The organism is Candidatus Leptovillus gracilis (assembly GCA_016716065.1).
Taxonomy (GTDB): Bacteria; Chloroflexota; Anaerolineae; order Promineifilales; family Promineifilaceae; genus Leptovillus; species Leptovillus gracilis.
The window spans coordinates 58247-84486 of the sequence record JADJXA010000001.1; the positions used below are offsets into that span (position 1 = coordinate 58247).

Consider the following 26240-nt stretch of genomic DNA (forward strand, 5'->3'; position numbering starts at 1 on the left):
GACAGAGGAACCATCATGCTCTTAGCCGGTGATATTGGCGGCACCAAAACAGTGTTGGCGCTGTTCGCCACAGAATTGAACACGCTGCACCCGCAGCACGAAGTCACCTTTTGGAATCGGGATTTTGCCTCGCTGGAAGATGTGATTCTGGCCTTTCTCAAGGAGACGGCCGAACCGATAACCAGCGCCTGTTTTGGCGTCGCCGGGCCGGTGGTCAACGGCCGTTCAGCCATCACCAACCTGCCCTGGGTCATAGATGCGGCGGCCATTCAAGCGGCTTTTGGCTTCCCCCAGGTATTTCTGCTCAACGACCTGGAAGCTATTGCCAGCGCCATTCCCTACCTGACGGCCGACGATTTGATAACGCTCAATACCGGTGAACCCCTGCCCAACGGCGCGATAGCCGTCATTGCGCCAGGGACCGGCCTGGGAGAGGCGTTCCTGGTGTGGGACGGCCGTTCCTACCAGGCCCATCCCTCCGAAGGCGGTCATGTCTCTTTCGGTCCCATCAACGACGAACAAATGGAACTGCTCACCTACATGCTCGCCAAATTTGACCACGTGAGCGTGGAGCGCGTCTGTTCCGGCAGCGGCATCCCCAACCTGTATGGCAGCCTGCGTCACTCCGGCCGCTACGAAGAGCCAGACTGGCTGCGCCAGGCGCTGGTGGCCGCCATAGACCCCACACCGGTAATCATCAACGCCGCCCTGGAGAGCAGCGAACCGATTTGCGTCGCCACGCTGGACCTGTTTCTGGATATTCTGGCCGACGAAGCCAGCAATCTGGCCTTGAAGGTGTTGTCTACCGGCGGCGTTTACCTGGGCGGCGGCATCCCGCCGCGCATTTTGCCCCAATTGCAGCAGCCCCGCTTCCTGGAGGTTTTTAGCAGCAAAGGGCGCTTCTCCGGCCTGATGCAAAAAATGCCGATCCATGTCATCCGCAATCCTAAATCCGCCCTATATGGCGCGGCATATTATGGACTCAACCACCCGCTGCGGAAGAAAAAGAAGAAAGAGCAACTGGAAGCTGTGAGTGGATAGTCGGGAGTGGGGCGCTGCGCCGACGGTGCATGTTTTTGCCGACGCGGCGGCGCTGGTAGAAGCGGCGGCGCGGCTGTTTGTGACTATCGCCGCGACGGCCGTCGCCCAACACGGCCGTTTCCTGACCGCTCTCTCCGGGGGCAGCACACCACAAGCCCTCTTCCAACGCCTCAGCCAGCCTGACTATGCGCAGCGCGCGTTCTGGCGCAGCAGCCACATTTTTTGGGGCGATGAGCGCCTGGTCCCGCCAGACGACCCCGGCAGCAATTACAAACTGGCCGCCGATTTGCTGCTCCAGCACGTGCCGGTTCCCGCCGCCAACATCCACCGCGCCAAAGGGGAGCTAGACCCGGAAACGGCCGTCACCGATTATGCCCACCAACTGCACCAACTTGCCCCCGCCGGTCATGCCTGGCCGCGCCTGGACCTGGCCTTGATGGGCCTGGGCAGCGACGGCCACACTGCCTCCCTCTTTCCCGGCCCCATCGCACCAGGCGAACGCACTCACCCCGTCATCGCCGTCACCGCCAACTACGACGGCCGTCCCGCCCACCGCCTGACATTAACGCCCCTGGTCTTCAACGACGCCAGCCATATTCTCTTTTTGGTCACCGGGGCAAACAAAGCGCAGGCGGTAACGGCCGTCCTGCACGGCCCCCCCGCCGCCGAACAATGGCCCGCCCAACGCATCCACCCCACCACCGGCCAGATTACCTGGCTCCTCGACCAATCCGCCGCCGCACCACAACCCAAAACCAGCTAAAAGCGAACAACTAATCCTTCACCCTTCACCCTTCATCCTTCCCCATTCCCAACACCTCGGCCGCCAAAACCTGCATCTCTTCGATTTCCGCCTGGCCCATCCCGCTGGAACGCCAATAAGCTGCCAACAAATCGGCCGGCGTCAGTTCCTCCACCGCCACTGTATCGCCCAGGCGGGCGCGTTTTTCCAGATGGCGGTGCTTTTGAATTTGCACGCTCAGGGCAGTGGCAAAATAGTCATTGAGGGCATTCTCGTCCAGCAGCGGCTCCCAATCTTGTGGATAACTCAACTGCACCCGGCAAATTGCTCCTGCCACCTTTTCCGGCGCCGGCATTTGGCGCATGATGTCGGCCATGAAGGTATCGGCCACGGCCGTATCCACTTTCATATCCAAAAAACGGCGCGTATTCAGCCGTTGGAACGCCCACTCCGTTTTGCCCCGGCTGACCGTCGCCAGCACAAACCCTTTATGCTCGTTCACCTCGCCAAAGTCAATGCGCTCAATGGAACCGGGATACACCACCGGCGGCTGGCTGCCCTTTGCCGACAGGCATTGGTGCTTGTGGATGTGGCCCAACGCCACGTAATCCAGCCGCTTATCGTTGACCAGGCTGCCGCTGAGAACCAGTTCATGCCCCAACATCACCGCCCGTTCGCTGCCGTAGACCGCACCTTGCACGCTGGCGTGGGCCGTCAGGATCAGGGGCAAGTCGGGGTCCGCCTGCTCGATAAGGCTGGCGACCCGCTGGGCTACCACGTCTTCGGCTTCGGCCAGCAGCGTCTCGCGGGCTTTGCCGGACAATTCTTCATAAGCCATGAAGCGGCTGGTAGAGACCCAGGGCACGGCAATAATCTGCGCCGCGACGCCCAACTCGTCGGGGCCAAACAGGCGGATGGTATCGGCGACGTGGATGTGGGGTACACCCAGGGTGGCAAATTCGTGCAAGGTGTGGGCACGGCCGGCCGCCGGCGAAACGTCGTGGTTGCCCACCAGCAGCAGGGTAGGAATGCCGGCCTGCGACAGGCGCATGATGCGTTTGCCCCATTCGCGCTGGAAGGTGGGCTGCGGATTGCGGTCTTTGTAGGCGTCACCGGCAAAGATGACCAGGTCTACCGGTTCCGCCACGGCCGTATCCACAATCTGGTCCAACGATTGCAAAAAATCCATCACCCGGATGGGCAGGGTAGTCTGGGGGTCATGACGGCCGTAATTGGCAATGTCAATATGAGCATCGGCAAAATGCAAAATACGCAAACTTTTGTTAAACATCTACACCTTCCTTAAACTTTGTCGGCTTCAGAAATCCTCAGGTTGTAGACTCATGGGCAGCCAGCCACCGGCCAGACCGCTGCCTGAAACTGCTTACTGCTGTCTGGCACGTTGGGTATAACATGCTGCACCATGATGAAATAACTGCCCGCCTGCAAATTCCGCAGGCAAATCTGCTCCGCTACACCCTGGAAAGGCGCGTCGCTGACGCCCCAGATCACCTTATTGCCATCATACAAATACAAGTCGAGATCCTCGCCAGACGGAACCGTCAGATCAATCCGTATAGACTGCCCCTGAGACAGGTTAATCTGATAAAAACGGTGGCGGTCTGTGGCCGAAGCGATGTTTTGCGAGCGAACCTGCGCCAGAGGCAGGTAATGGGCAGTAGCAAAGGTGAAGTTTTCGGGGCTGCCGCTGGCAACAACGGGCAGGTACAGATTGCCGCGAATGGGTATCGCCATCTTTTTGATCAGGGGATTGGGTGAATTGCCGGAATAATCAAAGCTGCCGCCCAATGCCCACAAGGTATTGCCCACAAAACCGCCACGCGGCCACGTCAGCGCCGGTTCGCCCGGCTGACGGTTGTTAAGGTCGTACAGATAATCTAGCAGATACCAGGAGTTGGTGGTCGGGTCATAAAATTCCACTTCGGGCACGGCTTTGCCATTGACATCAATGCCGCCATACACATACCAACGGCCGTCTGGCCCCACAGCGCCATGCGCAAAATAACGGGGAATCTGCATATCCCCGGTATTGATCCAGGCGGTTGGCGTAGAGGCATCGGCGCATTCGCCGGTTGTCAGCAAAGCCACCGGCAAAGTGCCGCTCGGATTCCAGGTAAAACCGCCGGCCACACAGATTCGGCCGCCAATTCGCGCCGCTGTATGCCCGTAACGGCTTGCGTTGAGCGAGGGCCAGGTAGTCCAGGTATTGGAGGCAGGCGTGTAGAACAATACATCATCGCGGATGGTATTGGTGTCTGTGACCACATTGGTCAGCGGCCAACCCGGCCCTTCGATGCCGCCCAACAGGTAATAACCAGCCGGGCTGTCGTTGGCGACGGCCGTCGCATAGGCAAACGGTTGTCCACTGCTCAGAGGCACGGCCGCTGCCTGCTGCCAAAAACCGCCGGACACGTCATACAACCAATGAAGGTTGCTGTACGCTGAATCCTGGGCGCTGATACTGCCGCCAGGCACGTAAATTCTTTGGGTCGCGTCCACATAAGCGGCCGTTGTGTTGACAAATCCAGACCCCGGTATCGGGTTAAGCGCTGTCCAGGTGTTGTTGGTCGTCTGGTAACGGTAAAATCCGTTGGTGAGGAATGAATTGGTCGTCAGCCCGCCCACCATGTAGATATCGGAGCCAACAACGGCCGTCGCGTGGCGGCTGACCGGCGCGGCTGGCGCGGAGACAAAACCCACATTGGTCCAATTAGACACCAACGGCGTCACATAGGCCGCCTGCAAGTTTAGCAGCAGCGTACTACCCAATGCGCCGGGCTGCCAATCGGCCACTTCTACGTAATAGGTCACGCCGCGCTGCACAGCAAAGGTCACTTCCGAAGCCAGACCAGAGGTGTCGTCGTTACAGGCCACTGGCAGCAGCAAAGCCGCGCCGCATGAGCCGGTAAACACACCCAGAATGGTATCGTAAGCCGAGGTACGGGTGTTGATGGTCACCAGGCCATTGTAATCAGTGGTGAACTGATACCACGCTGTGCGAAAACCCTGGCTGCTGGGGGGATTAGACCCCCACATGCAGGTTAGCGCCGGATCATCGGCCGAGGTGGTGAAGCTGGCGACATTGGTCTGGCTGGCGGCCGGCACGGTGAGCGGAATTAACGAGAGCGACCTGGCCGAACTGCAAAAGTTGCTGGCCGGCCGCACGTCGTCGGGCGACATGGGCACAAGGGCCAGGACCATGCCGTTGAGAGGATTGACGGCCGTTGGGTCCCCCATCGTGAATTCTGGCGCTTCGGCATCGTTCGGTACAACCGGAACCCAGGCATTTCCCGCTGTCGCTGTAGGCTGCACATCGCCGCTATCTTGCGCGCCAACCCAGGCCGCTGCCCCCAATAAGGCCACCATCAGTACGGTTGTAAATACCAGAAAAGAACGCATAAAAACTCCGTTGAAAATAGCTAAAGCCAGAGCTAGAGTTAGAGTATTGCCCGAATTCTTCCTCTCGCTCTCGCTTTTCATTCGTGGTGGTGGGCTGCGCTCAGAAACTCTTCTGCGGCGCAAGCCGGGGGACAACGAGGATCGTATAAAATTGCCGTTTAGCCACCCTGGGATTGTACAAAGAGACGGAATGGGCGCAAACAAGAGCTGCGCCAAGGTCCCCGACGACTGGCAGCGCCGGGGACCCGATGTCATTATTTTGGGTTTCACCAGAGCAGGGCGATTTTGAAAATCGCCCTGCTGCCAAACGCTCAAGCATTGGTAGCCGTCAGGCTGATTTACGCAGCGACAACACCACCTCTTGTACGCCGATAGCGATGGTTTGCTGGTAATCGGGGTTGGGTAGGGAAACGGCCGTAACCGTCAGCGCCAATGTCTCCTGCTGCACGTACCCGGCAAAGTTCACCAGCGCCGCCGCCACAGCGCCATCGGCCACATAGCCCAGGTCTATCCGGTCGGAAATCTCCAGCCCGGCCTCTTTGCGCATGGTGTTAATGGCCCGCACCAGATCACGGGCATAGCCTTCCTGCACCAGTTCCGGCGTCAGGTGGATGTCTACGGCCACAGTCACGCCCTTGTCGCTGGCGACGGCCAGGCCGCCGCGCGCTTCGGTTTGCACCAACACATCGTCGGCGGTTAAGACGGCCGTTTTGTCACCGCCCAAATCCACCACCAAATTCTCGCCCGCCTGAAGCTGCCGCGCCGCCCACGCCGGGTCCAACGCCTCTAACGCCTGGCGGATGCGCGGAAAATCCTTGCCGAACTTCGGCCCCAGCGCCCGGCTGTTGGGCAGCAGCTTATAATCCACCAACTCGCCCACTTCCGAGACGATCTCGATTTCTTTGACATTGATTTCCTCTTGCAGCACATCGGCCAATTCCAACAAGTCGGCCTGTTCCTGCTGGCTGCCCACGTTGACGCGGGCTTTGGCCAACGGCTGGCGCAGCTTCACGTCGGCCGCGCCGCGCGCCGCCCGGCCCAGGCCAGCCGTCACAATCGCCAGCCGCATCTTCGCCAGCAAAGCCTGGTCCAGGGCCGCCGCATCCGCCTGCGGGTAGAAGCAGTGGTGGACGCTGGCCGGGGCGTTTTCATCCACACCGCGCACCAGATTTTGATACATAGCCTCGGTCACAAAAGGCACAAAGGGGGCCAGCAGTTTGATGTATTGCACCAACACATCATGCAGCGTGGCGTAAGCCGCCCGTTTATCGTCGTCGCCCTCGCTCTTCCAGAAACGGCGGCGCGAACGGCGCACGTACCAGTTGCTCAAATCATCCAGATACGCTTCCAGCACCTGCGTCGCCTTTTCCGAATCATACACGTCCAGCGCCGCCCGCGTCGCCAGCGTCGTCTCGTCCAGCCGGGCCACAATCCAGCGGTCCATTTGAGATTTCGGATTTCGGATTTCGGATTTCGGATCGTCGGAGCCGAAATCCGCACCGGGTTGCCAGTTGTCTAGCTGCGCGTAGCTGACGAAGAAGGAATAGACATTCCACAGGGGGATGAGGAAGCGGCGGCGGGTTTCGTCGCCGGTGTGGTAGCCGAAGCGTAGATTTTGTTCGGGGCGGCAGCTGGCGTAGAGCCAGCGCATGGTGTCCGCGCCCATTTTGTCGGCCGCTTCGTTGAATTCGATCATGTTGCCGGAGGATTTGTGCATGTCACGGCCGTCTTCGGCTTGCAGCGTCGCATATCCAAACAGGTTCTTAAACGGCCCCACCCCATCGGCCATGAGGGTGCTTTGGGCCAGCAGGCTGTAAAACCAGTTGCGGAACTGGCCGGGGAAACTTTCGCTGATCCAATCGGCCGGATACCACTTCTCCCAGTAGGCGCGGTCGGTGCTGTAATGGATGGTGCTGATGCCGACGATGCCTGCGTCTAACCAGGGATTGCCCACGTCTTTGATGCGCTCGACGGGCGCGCCGCAGTTGGGACAGGCGATTTTGACGGCATCAATGAAGGGGCGATGGGGCGTGTGGCCGTCGAATTCCTCCCAACCGGCCACGGCGCGCTCGGCCAATTCCTCACGGCTGCCGACGACGTGAAAATGGCCGCATTCGCCGCACTCGTAGATGGGCAGCGCCAGGCCATAGTACCGCTTTTTGCTGATCATCCAGTCGTGCATGTTGCGCAGCCAATCTTGCTCGCGGTCGTAGCCAAAGCTGGGATACCAGTTGGCCTGGTCTACAGAGTCCATGATCTGGTAGCGGAAGCTGGCCGCTTTTTCTTGCGACGTCACTTCGCTGCGCGGTTTGTCGTAGAGCGTGCCCATGTTGATGAACCATTCGTCCACCAGCCGGTAGACCAGTTCGTTGCCGCAGCGCCAGCAGTGGGGGTAGCGGTGGGCGTAGCGCTGTTTGCGGTAGTAGACCCCTTTCTCTTGCATGTTTTGGAAGATGTCAGGGGCGACGTCGTGAGCGGAACGGCCGTTCAGCCAATCAAAGCCGCCCTTGTAGATGCCGTTTTCGTCCAGCGGCGCAATCACCGGCAGGTTGTACTCCTTGCCCAGCTCAAAGTCCTCCGCGCCGCAGCCGGGGGCGATGTGGACGATGCCTGTCCCTTCCGCCGCGCCGACCTCTTTCCAGGGGATGACGCGATGGGTATACCCAGCCTCAGCAAAGGCTTGCTGCGCGGCCGGCAGTTCGTCAAACGGGCCGCTGTATTGCCAGCCGATCATGTCTATGCCGGTCAACCGTTCCACCACTTCCGCTTTGCCGGTGAGCGATTGTTTCATCGCTTCTTCGGCCAGGTAGTAGGTCCAGCCATCTTCAGCCTGGACTTTGACATAGGTGAGTTCGGGGCCAACGGCCGCGGCGACGTTGCTGGTCAGCGTCCAGGGTGTGGTCGTCCAGACGAGCAAGGCTTCTTTGTCGCGGCCCAGCAGCGGGAAGCGCACAAAAACCGAGTCGTGGGTGACTTCCTGGTAGCCTTCGGTGACGATTTCGTGCTGGCTGATGCCGGTGCCGCAGCGGGCGCACCAGGGCATCACGTCGCGCCCTTTGTACACCCAGCCGCGATCGAAACATTTTTTGAGGAAGGCCCAAATCTGGTAGTTGTTTTCGTCGCTGAAGGTGAAGTAGGAGCCGCCCATCTGGGGCATGCCCAACTGCCCGACGACCTGTTCGACTGTGCCGGTGACAGGGCCATGTGGCCCCTGCACGGTGACTTGCTGGTAAGGGTCTTCGGTGAGCATGTCGCGGAGTTGGCGGAGAACGGCCGTATCGTTCCAGTCCATCCAATAGCCCAGGCGGATGGATTGTTCGGTTTGCACGGCCGCGTAGTTGAGAACCTGGTGCTTGCATTCGTTGGTAAATTTCGCCAGGCCAAATTTTTCGATTTCGCGCTTGCTGTTGAAACCGAGCCGCTTTTCGACGTTAACTTCCACCCAGAGGCCCTGGCAGTCGAAGCCATTTTGCCAGCGTTCGTTTTTGCCTTGCATGGCGTGGTAACGCTGGTAGAGGTCTTTGTAGGTGCGGCCCCAGGCGTGGTGAACACCCATGGGGTTATTGGCGGTGATTGGGCCGTCAATGAAGCTGTAGATGCCGTGTTCGGCTTCGGTTTGGGCGCGTAGGCGGCGCAGTTCATTGAAGGCGTCGGTATCGCGCCAGAATTTTAGGATGTCTTGTTCGAGTTGGACGAAGTCTACTTTGTTGGATACGTCTTTGAAGCCCATTGTTTTCTCCATTTCGCATTTCGGATTTCGGATTGGGGAGGAACGGCCGTTCTTCCTACCTTCATGTTTTGTATTGAATGTGCCGGGTGGCTACGGCCGTTAACTCTTCCTTATACGCTCCCCCCATCTTCACCATCCCCAACGGCCAGCGCGATTCGTCATAGCTGCGCCAGATGATGCGCTGTTGGTCGTTCCAGGCCAGCTTATGCGGGACATACTTTCGCAATTGGCCCGCAATTTCCATCTCCATGTAGTCGGTGATGAGCATGTGATAGGTAAATGATACCTCCTGCACGGCCAGCGTGTCGGATGCGCCGATATGGCCGTTGAGGGTCACGGCCGTTTTCGGCTCGTTCCCGCGCCAATCGGCAAAATGCAGCCCGGCTACCGACGGAAACCAGAAGCGATACCCTTTGGGCAGGTCTATAACTTGCTCTGAATCTTGCCCATTGAGGGTACGTGTGGCGGTCACGGCCGTTTCCTCCAGCACCACATCGCCCACCACATTCAGCCCACCACCCCAAAAACGATATTTTAACCGCTCCACCTGCCCGCCAGGATTAACCACCGCGTGATACAAGTAGGTGTGGCCTGATGGCGCAGCGCGCGCGTCCAGGTCTACGCGCAAAAACTGGTAGCCATCGGTAACGGCCGTCAGCCGCCACTCTTCGACAGCGCCGGTGGCACGGCCGTCTTGCGCATACCGGTACTGCCCGGCGGCAAGCGCCTTCTCAAATGGCTGCTCATGGATAATAAAGCGCATAATAATGGCCCGCAGATTACGCAAATTGGGGACTAAACAAAAAAACGCCTTCATCCCTTAATGGGACGAAGGCGTATAGTCTCCGTGGTACCACCCAAATTCCTGGTATTCACCAGGCTCTCAGTCAACAACAAACGGCCGTCGCCCTTGATTGTCGCAGCCCCATTAACGTGGGGCGAATCCGGCTGAGCCTACTCAGGTAACTGTCCACCGAACACTTCCCTTTCAGTCAGCAGCTCCGGAGGGATTTTCGGCCGCTCATTTGTACCTGCCTTCCACCACCACAGGCTCGCTTGCCAAACGTCAGACGCCCTACTCGTCTCCATCACCGCTTTTTGTTATCGAACTGGGCTATAGTATGACAAAACGGCCGTTGAAAGTCAAACAACCCCATTACTTTAGTATAATTGTGTAGACAACCCCATGTCCTTGTGATAATCTTTAGAAGTACTAGCGTGTACTTTGGGGTTCCAAACCTAAACTCCACATAAACATGCTCTAAGGATTTGCAATGGCCGAAGCTCTGAAAAAAGTGGTTTGCATCGAAGATGAATTAGAGATGATCGATTTGGTCAAGCTCATCTTAGGTCGTAACAGGTTCGATGTCACCGGCGCCGTTGGCGGGCACGAAGGCCTACGCAAAATCGCCGAAATCAAGCCAGACCTGGTTTTGTTAGACCTGATGATGCCGGAAATGGATGGCTGGGAAGTCTACCAAAAAATGAAAGCGTCCGAAGAAATGCGTGACATCCCGGTCATCGTCGTCACCGCCAAAGCGCAGAGCATAGACCGCGTATTAGGCCTACACATCGCCCGCGTAGATGATTACATCACCAAACCCTTCGGTCCCCAGGAATTAATAGACAGCGTCGAACGGATCATTAGAAGCTATTCCAAGGAACGCACCCGCTAAATCCCTGGAGTCTGGCAGGAACCGCCCCCCTCCCACCGCAACGCTATCTGGCGAATCTTCCCATACAGTCAGCAAACAAAACGCCGGCATCAATACATTTTTTCACTGCTCCGTCAAACCCCAAAGCCCGGCCGCCACACTGCCGGGCTTTTTTGCGCCCTTTCACCGGTACTGGGCCAATAACCACGCCTCCTACCCAGGATCAACCAGTCAAGCAAATCAGATTGCCTATCTTCCTTTCAATCTGCTATACTGCAACCGTTCAAAGCAAATCAATTCATCACCTATACAGCGATCCGCGTGACCAAATTAAGTAACATCGCTCGAGAAACATTCTGGCTTTTTTGGCATTCATGGAGCAATTGCTCGAATGAATACAATAAACCACATGCCCCAAAATTTTTAATGGCTGTTTAGCTGCCAATCATCAGCGAGGAACAAGTTGTACATCCGATTTTGGGGAGTACGCGGTACAATCCCCACCCCAGGTCCAGACACCATTCGCGTTGGCGGAAACACCTCTTGCATCGAAGTAAGAACCTCCGACGACCAGTTGATCATTCTTGACGCCGGTTCAGGCATCCTCTCATTAGGCAAGCATCTGCTCAAAACCAATCCTGGGCGCATCATCGGCAGCATTTTGATCAGCCATACACACTGGGACCATATCCAGGGCTTCCCCTTTTTTGCACCCGTCTGGGGACGCAGCAATCGGTTTGTGCTGGTAGGCCGCAAGCGTGTTGGGCAGCGGTTGGAAGAGATTATCGGCGGCCAATTCCTGGAACCTTACCTGCCCTTTGCCTATAAATCTTTGCCGGCCGACTTGCTGGTCAAAGAAATATCTGACGGCGAAAGCGTCATCATTGGCGAAAACACCCGTGTAGAGACGGCGCTGATGAACCATCCGGGTGGCTGTCTTGGTTTTCGTATTGAAGACAACGGCGTCGTCCTAGCTTATTGTAGTGACGTTGGTCATGAAAATGACCAGTTTGACGCCGGCGTACTCAAATTAGCCCACAATGCCGACCTGCTCATTCACGATTCCCACTTTGGCACCACCGAAGAAAGAAATGCGCGCTCCGACTGGGGACATAGCACCTGGCTAGAAGCCGCTCAGGTAGCCATCGAAGCCGGCGTTAAAAATCTCGGCCTCTTTCATTACTCACCAGACCTGAGCGACGACGAAGTAGAGCAGATATTGGGCAAAACGAGGCAGCTATTTCCGCGCACCTTTATGTCCCGCGAAGGGCTGGAAATCAGCCTGCCTTTGACACAACTACCGGAATGAGGCCCAAACTGGCGATAGAGGGGTAAATCAAATTGCCTCAAAATGAGAATCGAATAAAATTAGGTATACAGTACTATTCGAGACAGCCTGAGTGGGACATGTTTGGCCGTACCATAAGATCATTCCCTTCTGCTCTTTATCCTTTAAACACTGATTTGTATCATCTCAATAAATAGGGGTGAGACTTCTGACAAGGTAACAAAAATGTCAGATTACGACCTTTGCGAGTATAGATGGCTGTTTCACACGTTTCTTCATACGTTTTGGGAGATATTTTGACTGAGTCGGTATTGATCGTTGATGATGAGCCTATGGCGCGTACTTTGCTGCGGTTGATGCTCGTGCGTGCCGGTTTCAATGTTGCCGAAGCTGAAGATGGGTATGATGCATTGAACAAGGTTAAACAGAGCCAGCCGGACATAGTCTTATTAGATGTGATGATGCCTGGCATGGATGGATTTGCCGTCTGCGAGAAGCTGCGTCGGGGAAAAGAAACGTCTACACTGCCTATCATTATGTTAAGCGCAAAAACTGATCTGGACAGTATTAACAAAGGGCTGCGGGTGGGAGCCACTAAATATCTAACCAAGCCCATTTCGCCAGAAGATCTGACACACCACGTGCGAGAGGTTTTGGACCTCGCAAAACCGATTGGTTAAAAGGTCAATTGGGGAATTGGGTGGCAGAGTTGGCAGACAAATGAGTTGCCTTGTAAAATTATTGTGATAAAAACCACAAAGGTTTGGAACTGTACATTCTTGGAGGCTTAGAATCATGCTCGTCAAGCGATTAATTCTGGTAGCTGTTTCCCTTGCTTTTGGCGTAGCGGCCACATTTGGAATTCTCCTGGCCGTTGGCACAGATTATGATACCTACGGTTTTGGCTATTTCTTTTTCACGTCTTTGGCTCTTGCTTGTTTTCTGGCAATCTGGCTGGACAAATTTATGGATACCCAGATTTTGCCGAAATAGTGCGCTGCCTATGCCAAAACAGATATGCTATTGTAAGACCTCCGTGCTGTACGCCGGGGGTCTTTTGTTTTATTGGAAACCATTTCCCACCCTAAAGGACCGATACATATGACTGCACAACTCATTGATGGCATTGCCATCGCCGAACAAGTGAAAGAAGAAGTAAAAACGGCCGTTACCCAAATGCAAGCCCAACACGGCTATACCCCGGGCCTGGCCACCGTTTTAGTCGGCGAAGACCCGGCTTCCAGCACTTACGTGCGCATGAAGCAGCGCACTTGCGAAAAACTGGGCATCCGCTCCATCGGCCATGTCTTGCCGGCGGACGCTTCCCAGGCTGAAGTGATCGCTCTGGTGTCTGAGCTAAACGCCGACCCGACCATCAATGGTATTTTGGTACAGCTTCCGCTGCCGAAGCATATCAACGAAGAAGCCGTTCTCAACGCCATTGACCTGGAAAAAGATGTGGACGGCTTTCACCCGGTGAATATCGGGCGGTTGGCGATGAAAGGGCGCGACCCGTTATTTATCCCTTGTACGCCGTATGGCTGTATGGTCTTGCTGGAGCGCTCTGGCATTGTCACAAAGGGGGCGGATGCAGTGATTGTCGGCCGTTCCAACATTGTGGGGCTGCCAATGGCGATGCTGCTGCAAAAGGCAGACGCCACAGTGACCATTTGCCACAGCCGCACCAAAGATTTGGCCGCCCACGTGCGCCGCGCCGATATTGTCGTAGCCGCCATTGGTTGGGCCAATATGATCACCGGCGATATGATCAAACCGGGTGCGGCGATCATTGACGTAGGCATCAATCGGGTAGACGACGCCAGCGACAAACGGGGGTACAAACTGGTCGGTGACGTAGACTTCGAGTCGGCCAAAGAGGTGGCGGGAGCAATTACGCCCGTCCCTGGTGGCGTTGGCCCGATGACCATTGCCATGCTCATGAAGAACACACTCCGCGCCGCGGAGATAGCCCTGGCGAAACGATAAACCGAGAACGATGGACGGCGGACCTATGCCGTTCATCGTTCCTACTTCATCGTTCATTGTTCCAGGTCTTCCGGCGTGTTGAGGTTGGCAAAGGAACGGCCGTTCGCATCCAGCCGCTCTATCGCCTCTCGTTCCACAAACCGCACGGTGACGCGGCCAAAAAAGCTGGTGATTTTGAACATTTGGGCGCGTAAATTGGTTTCAATGGGGGCCAGGCACGCCCGGCTGTAAACAGCGTGCAGCGGTTCGGGGAATTTGTCCCAACGGGGCACAATCACATCGGCTTGCTGGCGCAGACCGATCTGGTATTGCAGCAAATCGCGGTTTAGCCAGGGCATGTCGCAGGCAACGACGAGGGTATAGGCGTGGCTGGCGTGGTGAACGGCCGTATAAATCCCCCCCAACGGCCCACAATCCGGGTACACATCGCTAAACATCGGCAGCCCCAGGTGGGCGTAATCGGCCGGTTTATTGGTGATGAGGATCGTCTCCGCGCCCAGACCGGCCACGCGCTCGATGACCACTTCAATTAACGGCCGTCCCTGGAACAACACAAATGATTTATCGCGCCCCATGCGGCTGCTTTTCCCCCCGGCCATAATCGCTACCGTCGTCTCATCCATCGTTTTCCTCAGCAAAAGAACCCGTACTCGTACTTGTCAGCCTGCAAATCAACAGCCACCGCGTCAGCCAGCACCGCTGGTCCACAGCCATCGCCCCGTACAGGCTCTCCGCATGATAATGTCCCGCAATAGTTTTGTAAAGGACATCCTCCATTTTGAGTCACGGCCAACAGGAGAATTTCTGCGGCTTTGCATTTGCCGTGCAATTTACCTGTCAGGCAGGTATAACTTTCATCTAATCTTGAAGCGATGCGGAGGAGAACATGTCAGACAGCTACCAGGGCGAACTGGATTTACAAGAATTTCGCCAGACCGGACACCAATTGGTGGAGTGGATCGCCGAGTACCTGGCGCATCCAGAGCAGTATCCAGTTTTGTCGCGCAGCCAGCCCGGTGAGATTAAGGCGCAGCTGCCAACGGCCGTTCCCGAACAGCCAGACCCACTGGCGGCCATCATCACCGATTTCGAGCAGATCATCCTGCCGGGCATCACCCATTGGAACCACCCCAGTTTCCACGCCTATTTCAGCACCACCGGCTCTGCGCCGGGCATTTTGGCGGAGATGTTGATTGCCGCGCTGAATGTCAACGGCATGTTATGGCGCACGTCACCGGCAGCCACCGAGCTGGAAGAGGTGACATTGAACTGGCTGCGGCAGTTATTGGGCTTGCCGGCCGATTTTGCCGGCGTGATCATGGACGGCGCTTCGATGTCTAGTATGATTGCCGTCGCCATCGCCCGTGAAGCGGTGGCCGGGTTGGATGTGCGTCGTCAGGGGCTGGTCGGCCGCAGCGACACGCCCCGTTTACGCGCCTACATATCCGACCAGACCCACTCGTCGGTGGAGAAAGGGGCGATTGTCTTGGGAATTGGGCAAGAAAACGTGATCAAAATCGCCAGCGATGAGCAGTTTAGGATGGATGCGGCGGCGTTGGAAACGGCCGTTCTCCAAGACCTGTCCGCCGGTTATCGTCCCTTCTTCGTCTGCGCCAGCGTGGGAACCACCTCCACCACCAGCATAGACCCCGTGCCGGCCATCGCCGACATCGCCGAAAAATATGGCCTGTGGCTGCACGTAGATGGCGCTTATGGCGGCGTGGCGGCCATCATCCCCGAACAACGCCACCTGCTAGATGGCGTCGCGCGGGCCGATTCCTTCGTCACCAATCCGCACAAATGGCTCTTTACCCCAATGGACCTGAGCGCCTTTTACACCCGCCACCCAGACATACTGCGGCGCGCTTTTAGCCTGCTGCCGGAATATCTGCGCAATGCCGAGACGGAGGCCAACGCTGTGATTGATTATATGGATTATGGTGTGCAGCTTGGTCGCCGCTTCCGGTCGCTGAAGTTGTGGTTTGTGCTGCGGGCGTATGGGCAGGAGGGGTTGATTGCCCGGCTGCGAGAACATATTCGGCTGGCGGCCATGTTGGCTGGCTGGATAGACGCCGCGCCAGACTTTGAGCGTCTGGCCCCCACGCCGCTGAGTACCGTCTGCTTCCGTGCCCATCCGCGCCGTCTGGACAACCCGGAACAGTTGAATATGCTGAATGAAAGGCTGCTGACGGCCGTTAACAAAACCGGCCAAATCTTCCTATCCCACACCAAACTGAAGGGAGCCTATACCCTACGTCTGGCTATCGGCAACATCCGTACCGAAGAGAGCCACATCCAGTATGCCTGGGAGCTGCTGCAAGAAAAATTGAGGGAAATGTAGCTGGTGGCGACCAGCGGTGATAATCGCTGCTCGCTTAAATTGGGTACAAAATTCGGCCGCAGCCGCCGCAGTAGGCCATTTCACCCTGTTCAGCGGTCTTTACTCTGGCAGCCGACACAATCATAAAGCAGGCCTGACATTCGTTGCCCTTCAATCCGGCCACGGCCACGGCGTTTTTATGCTGGCGGGCGATAGTGTCGTATTTGGTCAACGAATCGGGGGTAAGCAAAGCCGCCTGTTTCTGGCGTTCACCCATCAGCCGGTGCAGGCGCAGAGCCAATTCTTGTTGTTCCTGCTGCCAATCGGCTATCTTTTGCTGCCAGCGCCCTTCGACAACCGCCAAAGATTTTTCGGCAGCCCTGTTTTCTGTTTCCGCCTGTTCGATGCGAGACATTGCTGCCAGGATTTCATCCTCCAGCATCTTGCGCCGCCGCTCCAAAGCAGCGACCTCTTGCTGCAAATCGGCCAATTCTTTGGTATTTTTAACGCTGCCAGAATAAAGGCGCTCTTCAGACCGTTTGGTTTTTTCGTTGAGGCTTTCCAACTCCAGGGTCAGGTTTTGTCGCTCGGCCTGGGCGGTCCGCAGGGTTTTTACGGCCGTTTCCGCCTGCTGCCGCGCTGTCTGCAATTCGGTCACTTCTTTCTGGGCGCGTAACACTTCGCCCAGACGTTGTTTCTTTACTCTGATTTCGCTGTCTATTTGTTGAAGGTTATAAAGCGCCCGTATTTGTGCCATTTGTCTGCCCTCTTTTTTAATTCATTTCAGGAGAACAAAATTGTAACACCAAACGCATGGGAAAGCTTTAAGCCATACGTCATAAGCTGGAGGCTAACAGTGAACAGCCTACAGCTTTTTGCCGAACGGCCGTCAATCAGGTATATATCCTCCCCGCAATGTTTGATAAATGGTTTACCCTGGAAGAACAATCCTACAGCCAAGAAGACGCCACCTGGGATGCGTTTGTCGCCGCCCATCCTCAGGGCAGCATTTTGCAAACCACCAATTGGGCGCGGCTGAAAAATCGCTTTAACTGGTCTTCGCAGCGCGTCTGGCTGCGGCAAAACGGCCGTCTCGTCGCCGGCGCGCAGGTGCTGTTCAAATCCGCTGCCCTGGGCCTGGTGAAAATGGCCTACGTCCCGCATGGGCCGCTGCTGAACTGGGGCGACGAAGAGCAAGTCAGGGTGCTGCTGGACCAGATTGACCAGGCGGCGTACCAACGCGGCGCGGGATTGGTGAAGATGGAGCCGCTGCTGTGGCAGACCGACATGCCGCCCGACGAATGGGCCGCCCTCTGCGCCCGCCACGACCTGCTGCCAGACACCGACACCATCCAACCCCCGAACACGGTGCTGATTGATTTACGGCCGTCTCTCGACGACATCCTGGCGGCCATGAAGCAAAAAACGCGCTACAACATCCGCCTGGCCGAGCGCAAAGAGGTGACGGTGCGCCGCGGCACGGCCGCCGACCTGCCTGTCTTTAACGCCCTCATGCAGATTACCGCCCGGCGCGATGGCTTTGGCGTTCACGACCCGCAATACTACAAATCGGTGTTTGAATTGTTTGCCCCCGACGACCACCTGGCTTTTTTCCTGGCAGAGTTTGCCGGACGGCCGTTAGCCGCCATCATGGTCTCCGCCTACGCCGGCAAAGCCATCTATCTCTACGGCGCATCAGGTGACGAGGAGCGCCAGCGAATGCCCACCTACGCCCTGCAATGGGCAGCCATTCAATGGGCCAAAACCACAGGCTGCCACACCTACGACCTTTGGGGCATTCCCGATGCCCCAGAAGAAGAACTGGAGGCTAACTTCTCTGATCGCGGCGACGGCCTGTGGGGCGTCTACCGCGCCAAACGGGGCTACGGCGGCCAGATTCAACGCACCGTCGGCCCCGCCGACCGCGTCTACAACCGCCTCGTCTATCGCCTCTATCAGAGGAGAAGAAGTGGATAGTTGATAGTGGATAGTTCACTATCAACTCCCAACTCCCAACTATGTACCGCGCTTCCACCTTCAAAACCGCCGTGTCGCCGGCCGTCTGGAGCCACGCTTTGGGACAACTGCCCGATTCTCATGCCCTGCAAAGCTGGGCCTGGGGGCAGTTTAAGGCGCGTTGGGGCTGGCAGGCCATCCCCCTGCTGTTAACGGTAGCCGAAAATAAATGGGAGCCGCTGGCCGCCGCCCTGGTGTTGAAGCGCCAGGTTCCGCGCCTGCCATTTTCTATTTTGTACGCGCCCAAAGGCCCTATTCTCGATTACCATGATGGCCCCCTGCGCCGGGTGGTGTTGGCCGAGTTGGAGCAGTTGGCCCGCCGCGAAAAGGCGATTTTTATCAAGATTGATCCCGACGTGGTGAAAAGTTGGGGCGAAGAAACGGAACGGCCGTCGCCCACCGGCCATAAGTTCACCACCGAACTGGCGCAGCGAGGCTGGCGCTTCTCCGCCGACCAGGTGCAGTTCCGTAACACGGTAGAGCTAGACCTGACACGCAGCGAAGAAGACTTGCTGGCAAGCATGAAGCAAAAAACGCGCTACAACATTGGTCTGGCCGGCCGTAAAGGGATCACCATCCGGCATGGCACAGACGCCGATTTCCCGGCCATTGTGCAGATGTACCAGGAAACGGCCGTGCGCGACCAGTTTACCATCCGTCCCACCGATTATTACCTGGACGCCTGGCAGTCGTTTTACCAGGAGCGCATGGCCCACCCCATCCTGGCGGAATATGCGGGAACGGCCGTCGCCGCCATCATCCTCATTCGCTTTGGCAGCCGAGTCATCTACATGTACGGCGCATCTACCAACGAGGAACGCAACCGGATGCCGACCTATCTGCTGCAATGGGAGGCCATCCGCTGGAGCAAAGCACAAGGCGCGCAAGTGTACGATCTTTGGGGCGCACCCAATGAATTTGTGGAAACTGACCCGCTTTGGGGCGTCTGGCGCTTCAAGCAGGGCTTCAACGGTGAAGTCGTGCGTCACATTGGCGCATGGGATTATACCCCCCGGCCGTTTTGGTATTGGGTGTATACGGCCGTCATGCCCAACTATCTCAATTTCCTCCGTCGCCGCGCCGCAAGCGATTGACAATTGACAATTAACAATTGACAATTGAGCCTGGAGTAACCAAACCATGACGCCTAAATATCCCGACCATGTAGCCATCGCCCATGTGCCCACCCCACTGGAAGAAATGCCCCGCCTCAGCAAACACCTCAGCGGGCCGCGCCTGCTGATCAAACGCGACGACCAGACCGGGCTGGCGACCGGCGGTAACAAGACCCGCAAGCTGGAATTTCTGGTGGCCGACGCTCTGGCCCAGGGCTGCGACCATCTGGTAACAACCGGCGCGCCGCAGAGCAACCACTGCCGCCAGACGGCCGCCGCCGCCGCCAAATTTGGCCTGGGATGCAGCGTTGTCCTCAGCGGCGCGCCGCCCACGGAAGTGACGGGCAATTTGCTGCTAGACCAACTTCTGGGGGCGCATGTGTACTGGTCTGGCAGCCGTCCCCGCCAGGAAGTGATGGGCGAAGTGACCGCCGAACTGCGCACCTTGGGACGCAAACCCTATACCATCCCTCTGGGTGGCTCGAACGTGATGGGGGCCACCGGCTACGTAAAGGCCATGCAGGAATTAACCGGCCAACTTCAGGCCGACCGCCTGAATGTAGACTTTATCATCTTTGCCAGCAGCAGCGGCGGCACACAGGCGGGCATTGTGTTGGGCGCAGCCATTTATGGTTTTCGCGGCGAAAGCATCGGCATCAGCGTAGACCACCCGGCGGCCAGCCTGCAAACCCAGGTGGCCGCCCTGGCCACGGCCACAGCCACCCACCTGGGAATGGGTATGCTTTCGCTGGCCGACCAGATCATCGTCAACGACGATTATTTGGGCGAAGGCTACGCCATGGTCGGCGAGACGGAACGAGAGGCCATCCAGATGGTGGCCCAGTTGGAAGGCATTTTGCTAGACCCGGTGTACACCGGCCGGGCGATGGGCGGCTTGATTGATCTGATCCGTTGGGGAGCCTTTACGCGGGGGCAGACGGTGCTGTTCTGGCACACCGGCGGAACGGCCGCCCTACCTGCTTTCGCCGAGCGATTGGTTTGAGGGGTGTTCCGTGTTCCGTTTACGGACTACGGATTACGGTAATCTGGGCCAGTGGAAGGGCATTGTTCACGGCCGTTTCCGCCGCCACCGGCAGCCGCGCGGTGGGGTCAGCCAGGTCATAGAGTCCCAACAAAAGCGTATAGCTGCCCGGCGGTAGGTCGGCCGGGATGAGCAAGCCGTGATTGTCGCTGATGGTTTCGCCGGGCGGCCAGATGGTGGTTGGCTTCAGCGCGCCACCCGGTTCACTGTCCCGTTGGGCGACGGGCGGCCCATCTTCCCCCACCAGATGCAGGAACACTTTATAGCGCTGCGCGAGAGGCACGGCCGTTTGCCAGAACAGTGTCACCTGCGCAATTTCCCCTGGCGCGAGCGTCGTCTCGCCTAAAGTATAGCCTTGCAGGGTGATGGCGCTGCCGAAGGGGATGGCCGCCAACGTCTCCATCTCTGTCGCTGGCGCATCGGGCACAGCATAGACGGCAAAGCGCACGTCCTTCACCCACTCCTCTGTCGCCTTGAATGTATGCTCATCCAGCCAGCGCTCCACCCAGCGCTGCGGGTCTTGCTGCGCGTCGCCCCAATAAATCACATACAGCCGGTCGTGGTTGGCGGCGATGGCGCTTAGTTCGGCAGCCACGGCATCGGCGGCCATGCCTTGCAGCGGCAGCGGGTAGACCGGCGCGCCGTGGCGGTGGTAGTAGGTGAACACCTCCCACTGGTTGGGGGCGTTGAGAATAATCCCGGCGTCCGGCCAATTCTCGGCGAGGATGCGCGCCGCCATAGCGCGATAATCGGCGCGGGCGTAGGCGGGGTTGTTGTAGAGATTATGGAGGGATTGGGAAACGCCAAAAAAATAGAGGAGGAAGAGGGCCGCGGGCAGCAGCCAGCCGGTCTTGCCCGCCGTCCGCCATTCGTCAGGCGGCACGCGCCACCCACCACCGACCACCAGGGCAAACGGGACGATGACGGCCGTTAGAAACTTAAAATACTGCGGCGATGTGGCCCCGGACAGATAGAGGAACAGGATGGGGACAAGCAGGGTGATGAGGGCAACGGCCGTTTGCCAGCCCCAATTGAACACCAGGCCGATCACCAGCAGCACACCCAATGCCACAAACGACCAGGGAATGGTCGGCGGGCCAACAGTGGCGCCAAAACCCAACCAGAAGAATGTATCGGCCAGGAAGGGGAGCAGCGACGGCCGTATCGCCCCGCCACCGCCCACGTTCGCCAGAAAAGTGGGCAGCCAGGGCAGGTAGAGCAAGAAGACGACGGCCATCATGGCGGCCCATTGGAGGAAATAGAGGATGGACGATGGACGATGGACGATGGGTCCTGAGCTTGCCAAAGGATGGACGATGGGTCCTGAGCTTGCCGAAGGATGGACGTTTGGTCCTGAGCTTGCCGAAGGATGGACGATGGGTCCTGAGCTTGCCGAAGGATTGACGGTTGACGGTTGATGGTTGAACCAATCTTTGGCGGCAATTGCCACGACGACTACGCCGTGAGCCGCCAGGACGGCGGGGAAGAAGTAGTGGGTATAAAGTCCAGCAGCGGCCGTCAGCACATAAGCCGTCATGAACGTAATCCGTGATCGGTGATCCGCAATCCGCAATCCGCAATCCGCAATCCGCAATAAAAGCCACGTCGCCAGCGCCGCCAGCAAACCCAGCAGGGCATACATCCGCGCTTCCTGGCTGTAATAGATCAGCGGGGGGGAAACGGCCGTAATCAGCCCCACCAGCAGACCCACCAGCAGCCACATTGGCGATTGACGATTAACGATTGACAATTGACGATTGCCCGCCAGGGCCAGGGGCACGACGAGCAGCCCGGCAAAGGCGGACAGGGCGCGCAAGGCAAATTCGGTGTCACCCAGCAGTTCGCGCCAGCCGCGCAGCAGCAGATAGTAGAGGGGCGGATGAATGTCGCTGGCCGTGCCTTCGAGAATAAGCTGGATAGTGCGTTCGCTGAGGCGGGCGCTGTTGCCCTCGTCGTTCCAAAAAGATTGCGCGCCCAGGTGATGAAAGCGCAGCCACGTCGCCAACCACAACAGGAGGACGGCCAGAGCGAGTTTTTTAAACCGCGGAGAGCGCGGAAGGCGCGGAGGTGCGGAAGAGAGAGAGTCGCCAGTCTCCAATCTCTAATCTCCAATCTTCGATTTTGGCGCCAGGAACCAGAGCAGCGCAAAAAAGAGGATGGCGCTGCTGAAAGTGAAGAGGAACGGCCGTACCCCATCCCACGCCGTCAGCCAAGCCGGTCTGGTCTTGATGGTTTGGTCGCTTGTGGCGTATTCGGCGACGGCCGTAAACACCGGCAGCGGCGTAAAGTCCGGCTCCATCATGCGGAAGTAGTACCATGCTTCGCCCATTTCCCAATCGGCCGGGCGCCTGAAGAACCAAACAGCGTTTACCCCCACCCAGGGCCATTCGGCCTGCTGCCGCTGGAACGCTTCGACGGTGTAACGCGCCTGCTGTTCTTCGCTAACACGGCCGTAAGTCGCCGGAATTGGCTCTGGGGCTGTGTTCCAACCCATCTCGCTGATCCAGATAGGCTTTTCGGCGTCGCCATTGCGCACCATCAGGTCACGGATAAACAAGTTGTGCGGGTAGTTGATGACGGTGGGGCGCAGCCGCCGGTCGGTCGCCCCCGACCAGAGGCCGTACCCCTGCGCCGCAGCCACGTCGAAACAGTCGGCGGCCCCGGCGTTATACATCCGCTGGAGGAAGATGAGGTCGTTCATGTGACGGCCGTCCATTGCCAGCGTTGGCGTCAGGGCAGCGGCCAAAATAACTGCTTGCGGGTCTACTTCTTTGATGCGCCGGTAGCCCTCGCACAACAGCGCTGTGTATGCTTCCGGGTCCACATCTTGCAGCCCCCACTCCTGGTTGCCGTTGGGTTCGTTCCACAACTGGTAATAGTGAACGCGCCCCTGGTAACGCTGCGCCACCGCCGCCGCATAATCGCCAAAATCGGCAAAATCGTCCGGCGGCGCATACGTGCCAATGGTGTCTGTTAGCGCCCGTGTCCAGGCCGGCGGGTTGCTCAGACGGGCAATGATTTGCACGTCGTAGGCTTCGGCCAGGTCCACAATATTGTCGTATTTGGCCCAGGCATCCACCACGCCAATGGCCGCGACGTTGCGCCGGTCTTCAAACTCCCCTTTGCCGTGAATTTCGATGTCTTCCCAGGTGAATTCCTGGCGAATGAAGCGAAAACCGGCGTCGCGCAGCAGTTGCAGGCTTTGTTCCCGTTTGGCTGGCTCGACTTCTTGCTGCAAAAAGGTATTGGCGGCGAAGGGGGACACGGCCGTAGGCTGCACAGCTGCTTCCAACGCGAGAGAAGGTTGGGGGCGAACGGCCGTGTTCAGCCAATGCACCACCCCCCGCAGCTGCGCCGCCAGATTCTCCTCGCCTGTCAGCTCATACAAATCCAGGGTAGGCGGAAACAAAGCCGCTATCAGTAAGACCAGGGCCGTTCCCACCATCATTTTCCACGCCCGCAGCAATCTTGTATTCATGAAGTCGTGATTATACCTCAACCCGGATCGGGGGGAATTTATTACAAAGGAACAAAGATACAAAGATGTCGCAACACTTTCTCTTCCTTTGTCCCTTTTGTTCCTTTGTCCCTTTGTCATAAAAAAACGATGCAGGTCCCTTTGTCATAAAAAAACGACACAGGTCCCTTTGTTATAAAAATGATGCAGTGCGTCAAAACTATGCTACAATTGGCCGAACATTAACCGCAGATTAGCCGCTGAATGTATTGTCAATACACCAACCATCGGTAAACTTGCTGGCATCGGGCAGAGGGGCCGTTTTATCTTTACACTGTCGCCATGACAAGGAGAGGTGTGCATGTTAACTGGAATCGAAAAACTATTGTTTGCGCTGCTGATGATCTTCTCCCTGGTAGCCTCCTATTACACCTTCGGACAAGTGATCCGCATCGTCCTGCGAGGTCAAGGAAAGCTGAGTTTTGACCATCTCCCCCAACGCCTGCTGACCGGCGTCATCGCTTTGTTTGGTCAGGGCAACATCCTCAAACGCCGCCGCCTGGCTTCTATTTTTCATTGGGGCGTCGCCTGGGGGTTTATTTTCTACTTCCTGGTCAACTTCCTGGACATTTTGGAAGGGCTAATCACCGGTTTTCACCTGCCCGACAACATCATTTTCGACGTTTACAATCTGCTGGCCGACTTGTTCAGCGTGGCTGTTTTGGCCGGTATTGTCTATTTCTTCATCCGCCGCTTTGCCACCAAAGACCCAGTCCTGAAAATCCGGGAAAACGTCTTGCTCCACCCCAAAGCGCGCCTGGAAAACGGCGTCAACCGCGACTCGCTCATCGTCATCGTCTTCATTTTTCTGCATGTTGGCTGCCGCCTGCTGGGGTCCGCCTTCCTGAACGCCGCCCACGGGCTGGACCCCTGGGAGCCATTCGCTTCGCTGATCGCCCGCAGCCTGGTCGGGCTGCCAGAAAGCACATTGATGATTGGCTGGCACATGACCTTTTGGGTCGCCGTCGGTCTGGTGCTGCTGTTCCTTCCCTACTTCCCCTACACCAAACATTTCCATCTGATGGTTGGCCCATTCAACTTCATGACCAACCCGGAGCGCACCTACCTGGGCCAGATGTTTGCCCTGAACCTGGAAGATGAAAGCATTGAGCAGTTTGGGGCTGCCGATCTTTTTGATTTAAGCCAGACGCAGCTTGTGGATGCGTTCGCCTGCATCATGTGTAACCGCTGCCAGGAAGCGTGCCCGGCGTACAATACCGGCAAAGAATTATCGCCGGCCGCTCTGGAAGTGAACAAACGCTATTACATCCGCGACAACATGGCCGCCCTGGCCGCTGGCGGCAGCGTCAATGGCGGCAATGGGAACAGCGCGGGCATCCCGCTGATGGATATGATCATCAGCCAGAGCGCGGTATGGGCCTGCACGGCTTGCGGCGCGTGCATCGAGGCGTGTCCGGTAGGCAACGCCCCCATGCTGGACATTATGGACATCCGCCGCGACCAGGTGTTGATGGCCAGCGCCTTCCCCGACCAGCTCAAAATCGCCTTTGTCGGCATGGAACGCACCGGCAACCCGTGGCAGTCCAAGGAAAGCCGCATGGAATGGGCTGCGTCGCTGCCGTTTGCAGTGCCTCTGGCCGAAGAAAACCCCGATTACGAATATCTGTTGTGGGTCGGCTGCGCCGGGGCGTTCAACCCAGACTCGCAGGAGGTGGTCCGGGCTGTCGCCACCATTCTGCACGAGGCGGGCGTCAGTTTTGCCGTGTTGGGCGACGCCGAAACCTGCACCGGCGATTCGGCCCGCCGCGCCGGGAACGAGTATCTATTCTACGAAATGGCGATGGGCAACATCGAAACGCTGAACGGCGTGGGCGCGGATCAAAAGAAGATTGTGACAAGCTGCCCACACTGCTTTACCACCATCGGCAAGGAATATGGCGAGTTGGGCGGCCATTATCAGGTGTTCCACCATACCCAGTTGATTGCCGACCTGGTGGGGAAAGGTAAATTGCGGCTAAACGGCCGTGCCCTGGAAAAAGTCACCTTCCACGACCCCTGTTACCTGGGCCGCCACAACAGCGTCATAGATGCCCCGCGCGATGCTCTGGCTCAGGCCGGCATGACGCTGCTGGAAATGGACCGTAACAAGAAAAACTCCTTCTGCTGCGGTGCCGGCGGCGCGCAGATGTGGAAAGAAGAAGAGCATGGCACGGAAGCGGTGAGCATGAACCGCTTCAAGGAAGCCCACCACACTGGCGCAACCACGCTGGCTGTTGGCTGCCCCTTCTGTATGACCATGATGAAGGACGCCAACACCGAAGAAGGCCAACCGATGCAAGTGAAAGACGTGGCCCAGATCGTGTTGGAGGCGATGGCGTAGGGGTTGGTTCGTGGGTAGGTTGGGTAG

General features: G+C 57.6%; 20 protein-coding genes and 1 other annotated feature. Of the genes, 12 read left to right on the forward strand and 8 right to left on the reverse strand.

The genetic code is table 11. The features are described from left to right. Window positions 1-15 precede the first annotated feature (15 nt). A complete protein-coding gene (glk, locus tag IPM39_00295; GenBank protein MBK8984514.1) occupies window positions 16-1041 on the forward strand; it encodes a glucokinase in 1026 nt (341 codons plus the stop codon). Beyond that, window positions 1034-1804 (forward strand): 6-phosphogluconolactonase, encoded by a 771-nt coding sequence (gene pgl, locus IPM39_00300; protein ID MBK8984515.1) that lies wholly within the window; start codon window positions 1034-1036, stop codon window positions 1802-1804. Before glk ends, pgl begins: the two co-directional genes overlap by 8 nt. Window positions 1805-1829: 25 nt before the next feature. On the opposite strand, the gene IPM39_00305 is transcribed toward pgl, so the two are convergent. From IPM39_00305 to IPM39_00320, 4 genes are all read right to left on the reverse strand, one after another. Next, window positions 1830-3074: an exonuclease SbcCD subunit D gene (locus IPM39_00305; GenBank protein ID MBK8984516.1), complete on the reverse strand. Its 1245-nt coding sequence runs from the start codon at window positions 3072-3074 to the stop codon at window positions 1830-1832. Between the two features lie 50 nt (window positions 3075-3124). Then, complete coding sequence (locus IPM39_00310; GenBank protein MBK8984517.1) at window positions 3125-5203, reverse strand: pre-peptidase C-terminal domain-containing protein; 2079 nt, start codon at window positions 5201-5203, stop codon at window positions 3125-3127. 328 nt (window positions 5204-5531) lie between these two features. Further along, a complete protein-coding gene (locus IPM39_00315) occupies window positions 5532-8933 on the reverse strand; it encodes an isoleucine--tRNA ligase (GenBank protein MBK8984518.1) in 3402 nt (1133 codons plus the stop codon). 61 nt (window positions 8934-8994) lie between these two features. Next, window positions 8995-9696, reverse strand: a complete 702-nt coding sequence (locus tag IPM39_00320) for a hypothetical protein (GenBank protein ID MBK8984519.1) — start codon at window positions 9694-9696, stop codon at window positions 8995-8997. Window positions 9697-9754: 58 nt separating this feature from the next. Continuing rightward, window positions 9755-10034: a binding site (T-box leader), on the reverse strand. Window positions 10035-10207: 173 nt separating this feature from the next. Here IPM39_00320 and IPM39_00325 point away from each other — a divergent pair. The 5 genes from IPM39_00325 to folD all read left to right on the forward strand — a co-directional run bounded on the left by IPM39_00325 (window position 10208) and on the right by folD (window position 13862). After that, complete coding sequence (locus tag IPM39_00325) at window positions 10208-10609, forward strand: response regulator (protein ID MBK8984520.1); 402 nt, start codon at window positions 10208-10210, stop codon at window positions 10607-10609. Between the two features lie 553 nt (window positions 10610-11162). Further along, window positions 11163-11897 (forward strand): MBL fold metallo-hydrolase, encoded by a 735-nt coding sequence (locus IPM39_00330; protein ID MBK8984521.1) that lies wholly within the window; start codon window positions 11163-11165, stop codon window positions 11895-11897. A gap of 233 nt (window positions 11898-12130) precedes the next feature. Beyond that, the gene (locus tag IPM39_00335; GenBank protein MBK8984522.1) at window positions 12131-12556 is read left to right on the forward strand and encodes a response regulator; all 426 of its coding nucleotides are present in this window, start codon (window positions 12131-12133) and stop codon (window positions 12554-12556) included. A 115-nt stretch (window positions 12557-12671) separates the two neighbouring features. Next, window positions 12672-12869: a hypothetical protein gene (locus IPM39_00340; protein MBK8984523.1), complete on the forward strand. Its 198-nt coding sequence runs from the start codon at window positions 12672-12674 to the stop codon at window positions 12867-12869. A 108-nt stretch (window positions 12870-12977) separates the two neighbouring features. After that, window positions 12978-13862, forward strand: a complete 885-nt coding sequence (gene folD, locus IPM39_00345; protein ID MBK8984524.1) for a bifunctional methylenetetrahydrofolate dehydrogenase/methenyltetrahydrofolate cyclohydrolase FolD — start codon at window positions 12978-12980, stop codon at window positions 13860-13862. Between the two features lie 53 nt (window positions 13863-13915). On the opposite strand, the gene IPM39_00350 is transcribed toward folD, so the two are convergent. Next, window positions 13916-14485, reverse strand: coding sequence for a molybdenum cofactor guanylyltransferase (locus tag IPM39_00350; GenBank protein ID MBK8984525.1), 570 nt, complete (start codon window positions 14483-14485; stop codon window positions 13916-13918). A 263-nt stretch (window positions 14486-14748) separates the two neighbouring features. Between IPM39_00350 and IPM39_00355 the strand changes: the two genes are divergently transcribed. After that, entirely contained in the window at window positions 14749-16203 is a 1455-nt protein-coding gene (locus tag IPM39_00355) for an amino acid decarboxylase (protein ID MBK8984526.1), read from the forward strand. Window positions 16204-16237: 34 nt separating this feature from the next. Here IPM39_00355 and IPM39_00360 read toward each other — a convergent pair whose 3' ends face one another. Beyond that, complete coding sequence (locus IPM39_00360) at window positions 16238-16939, reverse strand: hypothetical protein (protein MBK8984527.1); 702 nt, start codon at window positions 16937-16939, stop codon at window positions 16238-16240. Window positions 16940-17097: 158 nt separating this feature from the next. On the opposite strand from IPM39_00360, the gene IPM39_00365 reads away from it, so the two are divergent. Genes IPM39_00365 through IPM39_00375 form a run of 3 tightly spaced genes read left to right on the forward strand, consistent with a single transcriptional unit; the run spans window position 17098 to window position 20316 of the window. Then, the gene (locus IPM39_00365) at window positions 17098-18159 is read left to right on the forward strand and encodes a peptidoglycan bridge formation glycyltransferase FemA/FemB family protein (protein ID MBK8984528.1); all 1062 of its coding nucleotides are present in this window, start codon (window positions 17098-17100) and stop codon (window positions 18157-18159) included. A 41-nt stretch (window positions 18160-18200) separates the two neighbouring features. Beyond that, entirely contained in the window at window positions 18201-19292 is a 1092-nt protein-coding gene (locus tag IPM39_00370) for a peptidoglycan bridge formation glycyltransferase FemA/FemB family protein (protein MBK8984529.1), read from the forward strand. Between the two features lie 46 nt (window positions 19293-19338). Then, window positions 19339-20316, forward strand: coding sequence for a D-cysteine desulfhydrase family protein (locus IPM39_00375; GenBank protein ID MBK8984530.1), 978 nt, complete (start codon window positions 19339-19341; stop codon window positions 20314-20316). A 19-nt stretch (window positions 20317-20335) separates the two neighbouring features. On the opposite strand, the gene IPM39_00380 is transcribed toward IPM39_00375, so the two are convergent. Both IPM39_00380 and IPM39_00385 read right to left on the reverse strand, forming a co-directional pair. After that, window positions 20336-22453: a hypothetical protein gene (locus IPM39_00380; protein ID MBK8984531.1), complete on the reverse strand. Its 2118-nt coding sequence runs from the start codon at window positions 22451-22453 to the stop codon at window positions 20336-20338. 3 nt (window positions 22454-22456) lie between these two features. Continuing rightward, entirely contained in the window at window positions 22457-23833 is a 1377-nt protein-coding gene (locus IPM39_00385) for a cellulase family glycosylhydrolase (protein ID MBK8984532.1), read from the reverse strand. Window positions 23834-24173: 340 nt separating this feature from the next. Here IPM39_00385 and IPM39_00390 point away from each other — a divergent pair, with 340 nt between their 5' ends. Further along, on the forward strand, window positions 24174-26213 hold the full coding sequence (locus tag IPM39_00390) for a 4Fe-4S dicluster domain-containing protein (protein ID MBK8984533.1): 2040 nt from the start codon (window positions 24174-24176) through the stop codon (window positions 26211-26213). Window positions 26214-26240 lie beyond the last annotated feature (27 nt).

What these genes read in the sequence shown, in the direction of transcription:
- glk (MBK8984514.1), top strand. Translation starts at nt 16, where the DNA reads ATGCTCTTAGCCGGTGATATTGGCGGCACCAAAACAGTGTTGGCGCTG.
- IPM39_00305 (MBK8984516.1), bottom strand. Translation starts at nt 3,074, where the DNA reads ATGTTTAACAAAAGTTTGCGTATTTTGCATTTTGCCGATGCTCATATT.
- IPM39_00310 (MBK8984517.1), bottom strand. Translation starts at nt 5,203, where the DNA reads ATGCGTTCTTTTCTGGTATTTACAACCGTACTGATGGTGGCCTTATTG.
- IPM39_00315 (MBK8984518.1), bottom strand. Translation starts at nt 8,933, where the DNA reads ATGGGCTTCAAAGACGTATCCAACAAAGTAGACTTCGTCCAACTCGAA.
- IPM39_00320 (MBK8984519.1), bottom strand. Translation starts at nt 9,696, where the DNA reads ATGCGCTTTATTATCCATGAGCAGCCATTTGAGAAGGCGCTTGCCGCC.
- IPM39_00325 (MBK8984520.1), top strand. Translation starts at nt 10,208, where the DNA reads ATGGCCGAAGCTCTGAAAAAAGTGGTTTGCATCGAAGATGAATTAGAG.
- IPM39_00335 (MBK8984522.1), top strand. Translation starts at nt 12,131, where the DNA reads ATGGCTGTTTCACACGTTTCTTCATACGTTTTGGGAGATATTTTGACT.
- IPM39_00340 (MBK8984523.1), top strand. Translation starts at nt 12,672, where the DNA reads ATGCTCGTCAAGCGATTAATTCTGGTAGCTGTTTCCCTTGCTTTTGGC.
- folD (MBK8984524.1), top strand. Translation starts at nt 12,978, where the DNA reads ATGACTGCACAACTCATTGATGGCATTGCCATCGCCGAACAAGTGAAA.
- IPM39_00350 (MBK8984525.1), bottom strand. Translation starts at nt 14,485, where the DNA reads ATGGATGAGACGACGGTAGCGATTATGGCCGGGGGGAAAAGCAGCCGC.
- IPM39_00355 (MBK8984526.1), top strand. Translation starts at nt 14,749, where the DNA reads ATGTCAGACAGCTACCAGGGCGAACTGGATTTACAAGAATTTCGCCAG.
- IPM39_00360 (MBK8984527.1), bottom strand. Translation starts at nt 16,939, where the DNA reads ATGGCACAAATACGGGCGCTTTATAACCTTCAACAAATAGACAGCGAA.
- IPM39_00365 (MBK8984528.1), top strand. Translation starts at nt 17,098, where the DNA reads ATGTTTGATAAATGGTTTACCCTGGAAGAACAATCCTACAGCCAAGAA.
- IPM39_00370 (MBK8984529.1), top strand. Translation starts at nt 18,201, where the DNA reads ATGTACCGCGCTTCCACCTTCAAAACCGCCGTGTCGCCGGCCGTCTGG.
- IPM39_00375 (MBK8984530.1), top strand. Translation starts at nt 19,339, where the DNA reads ATGACGCCTAAATATCCCGACCATGTAGCCATCGCCCATGTGCCCACC.
- IPM39_00385 (MBK8984532.1), bottom strand. Translation starts at nt 23,833, where the DNA reads ATGAATACAAGATTGCTGCGGGCGTGGAAAATGATGGTGGGAACGGCC.
- IPM39_00390 (MBK8984533.1), top strand. Translation starts at nt 24,174, where the DNA reads ATGTTAACTGGAATCGAAAAACTATTGTTTGCGCTGCTGATGATCTTC.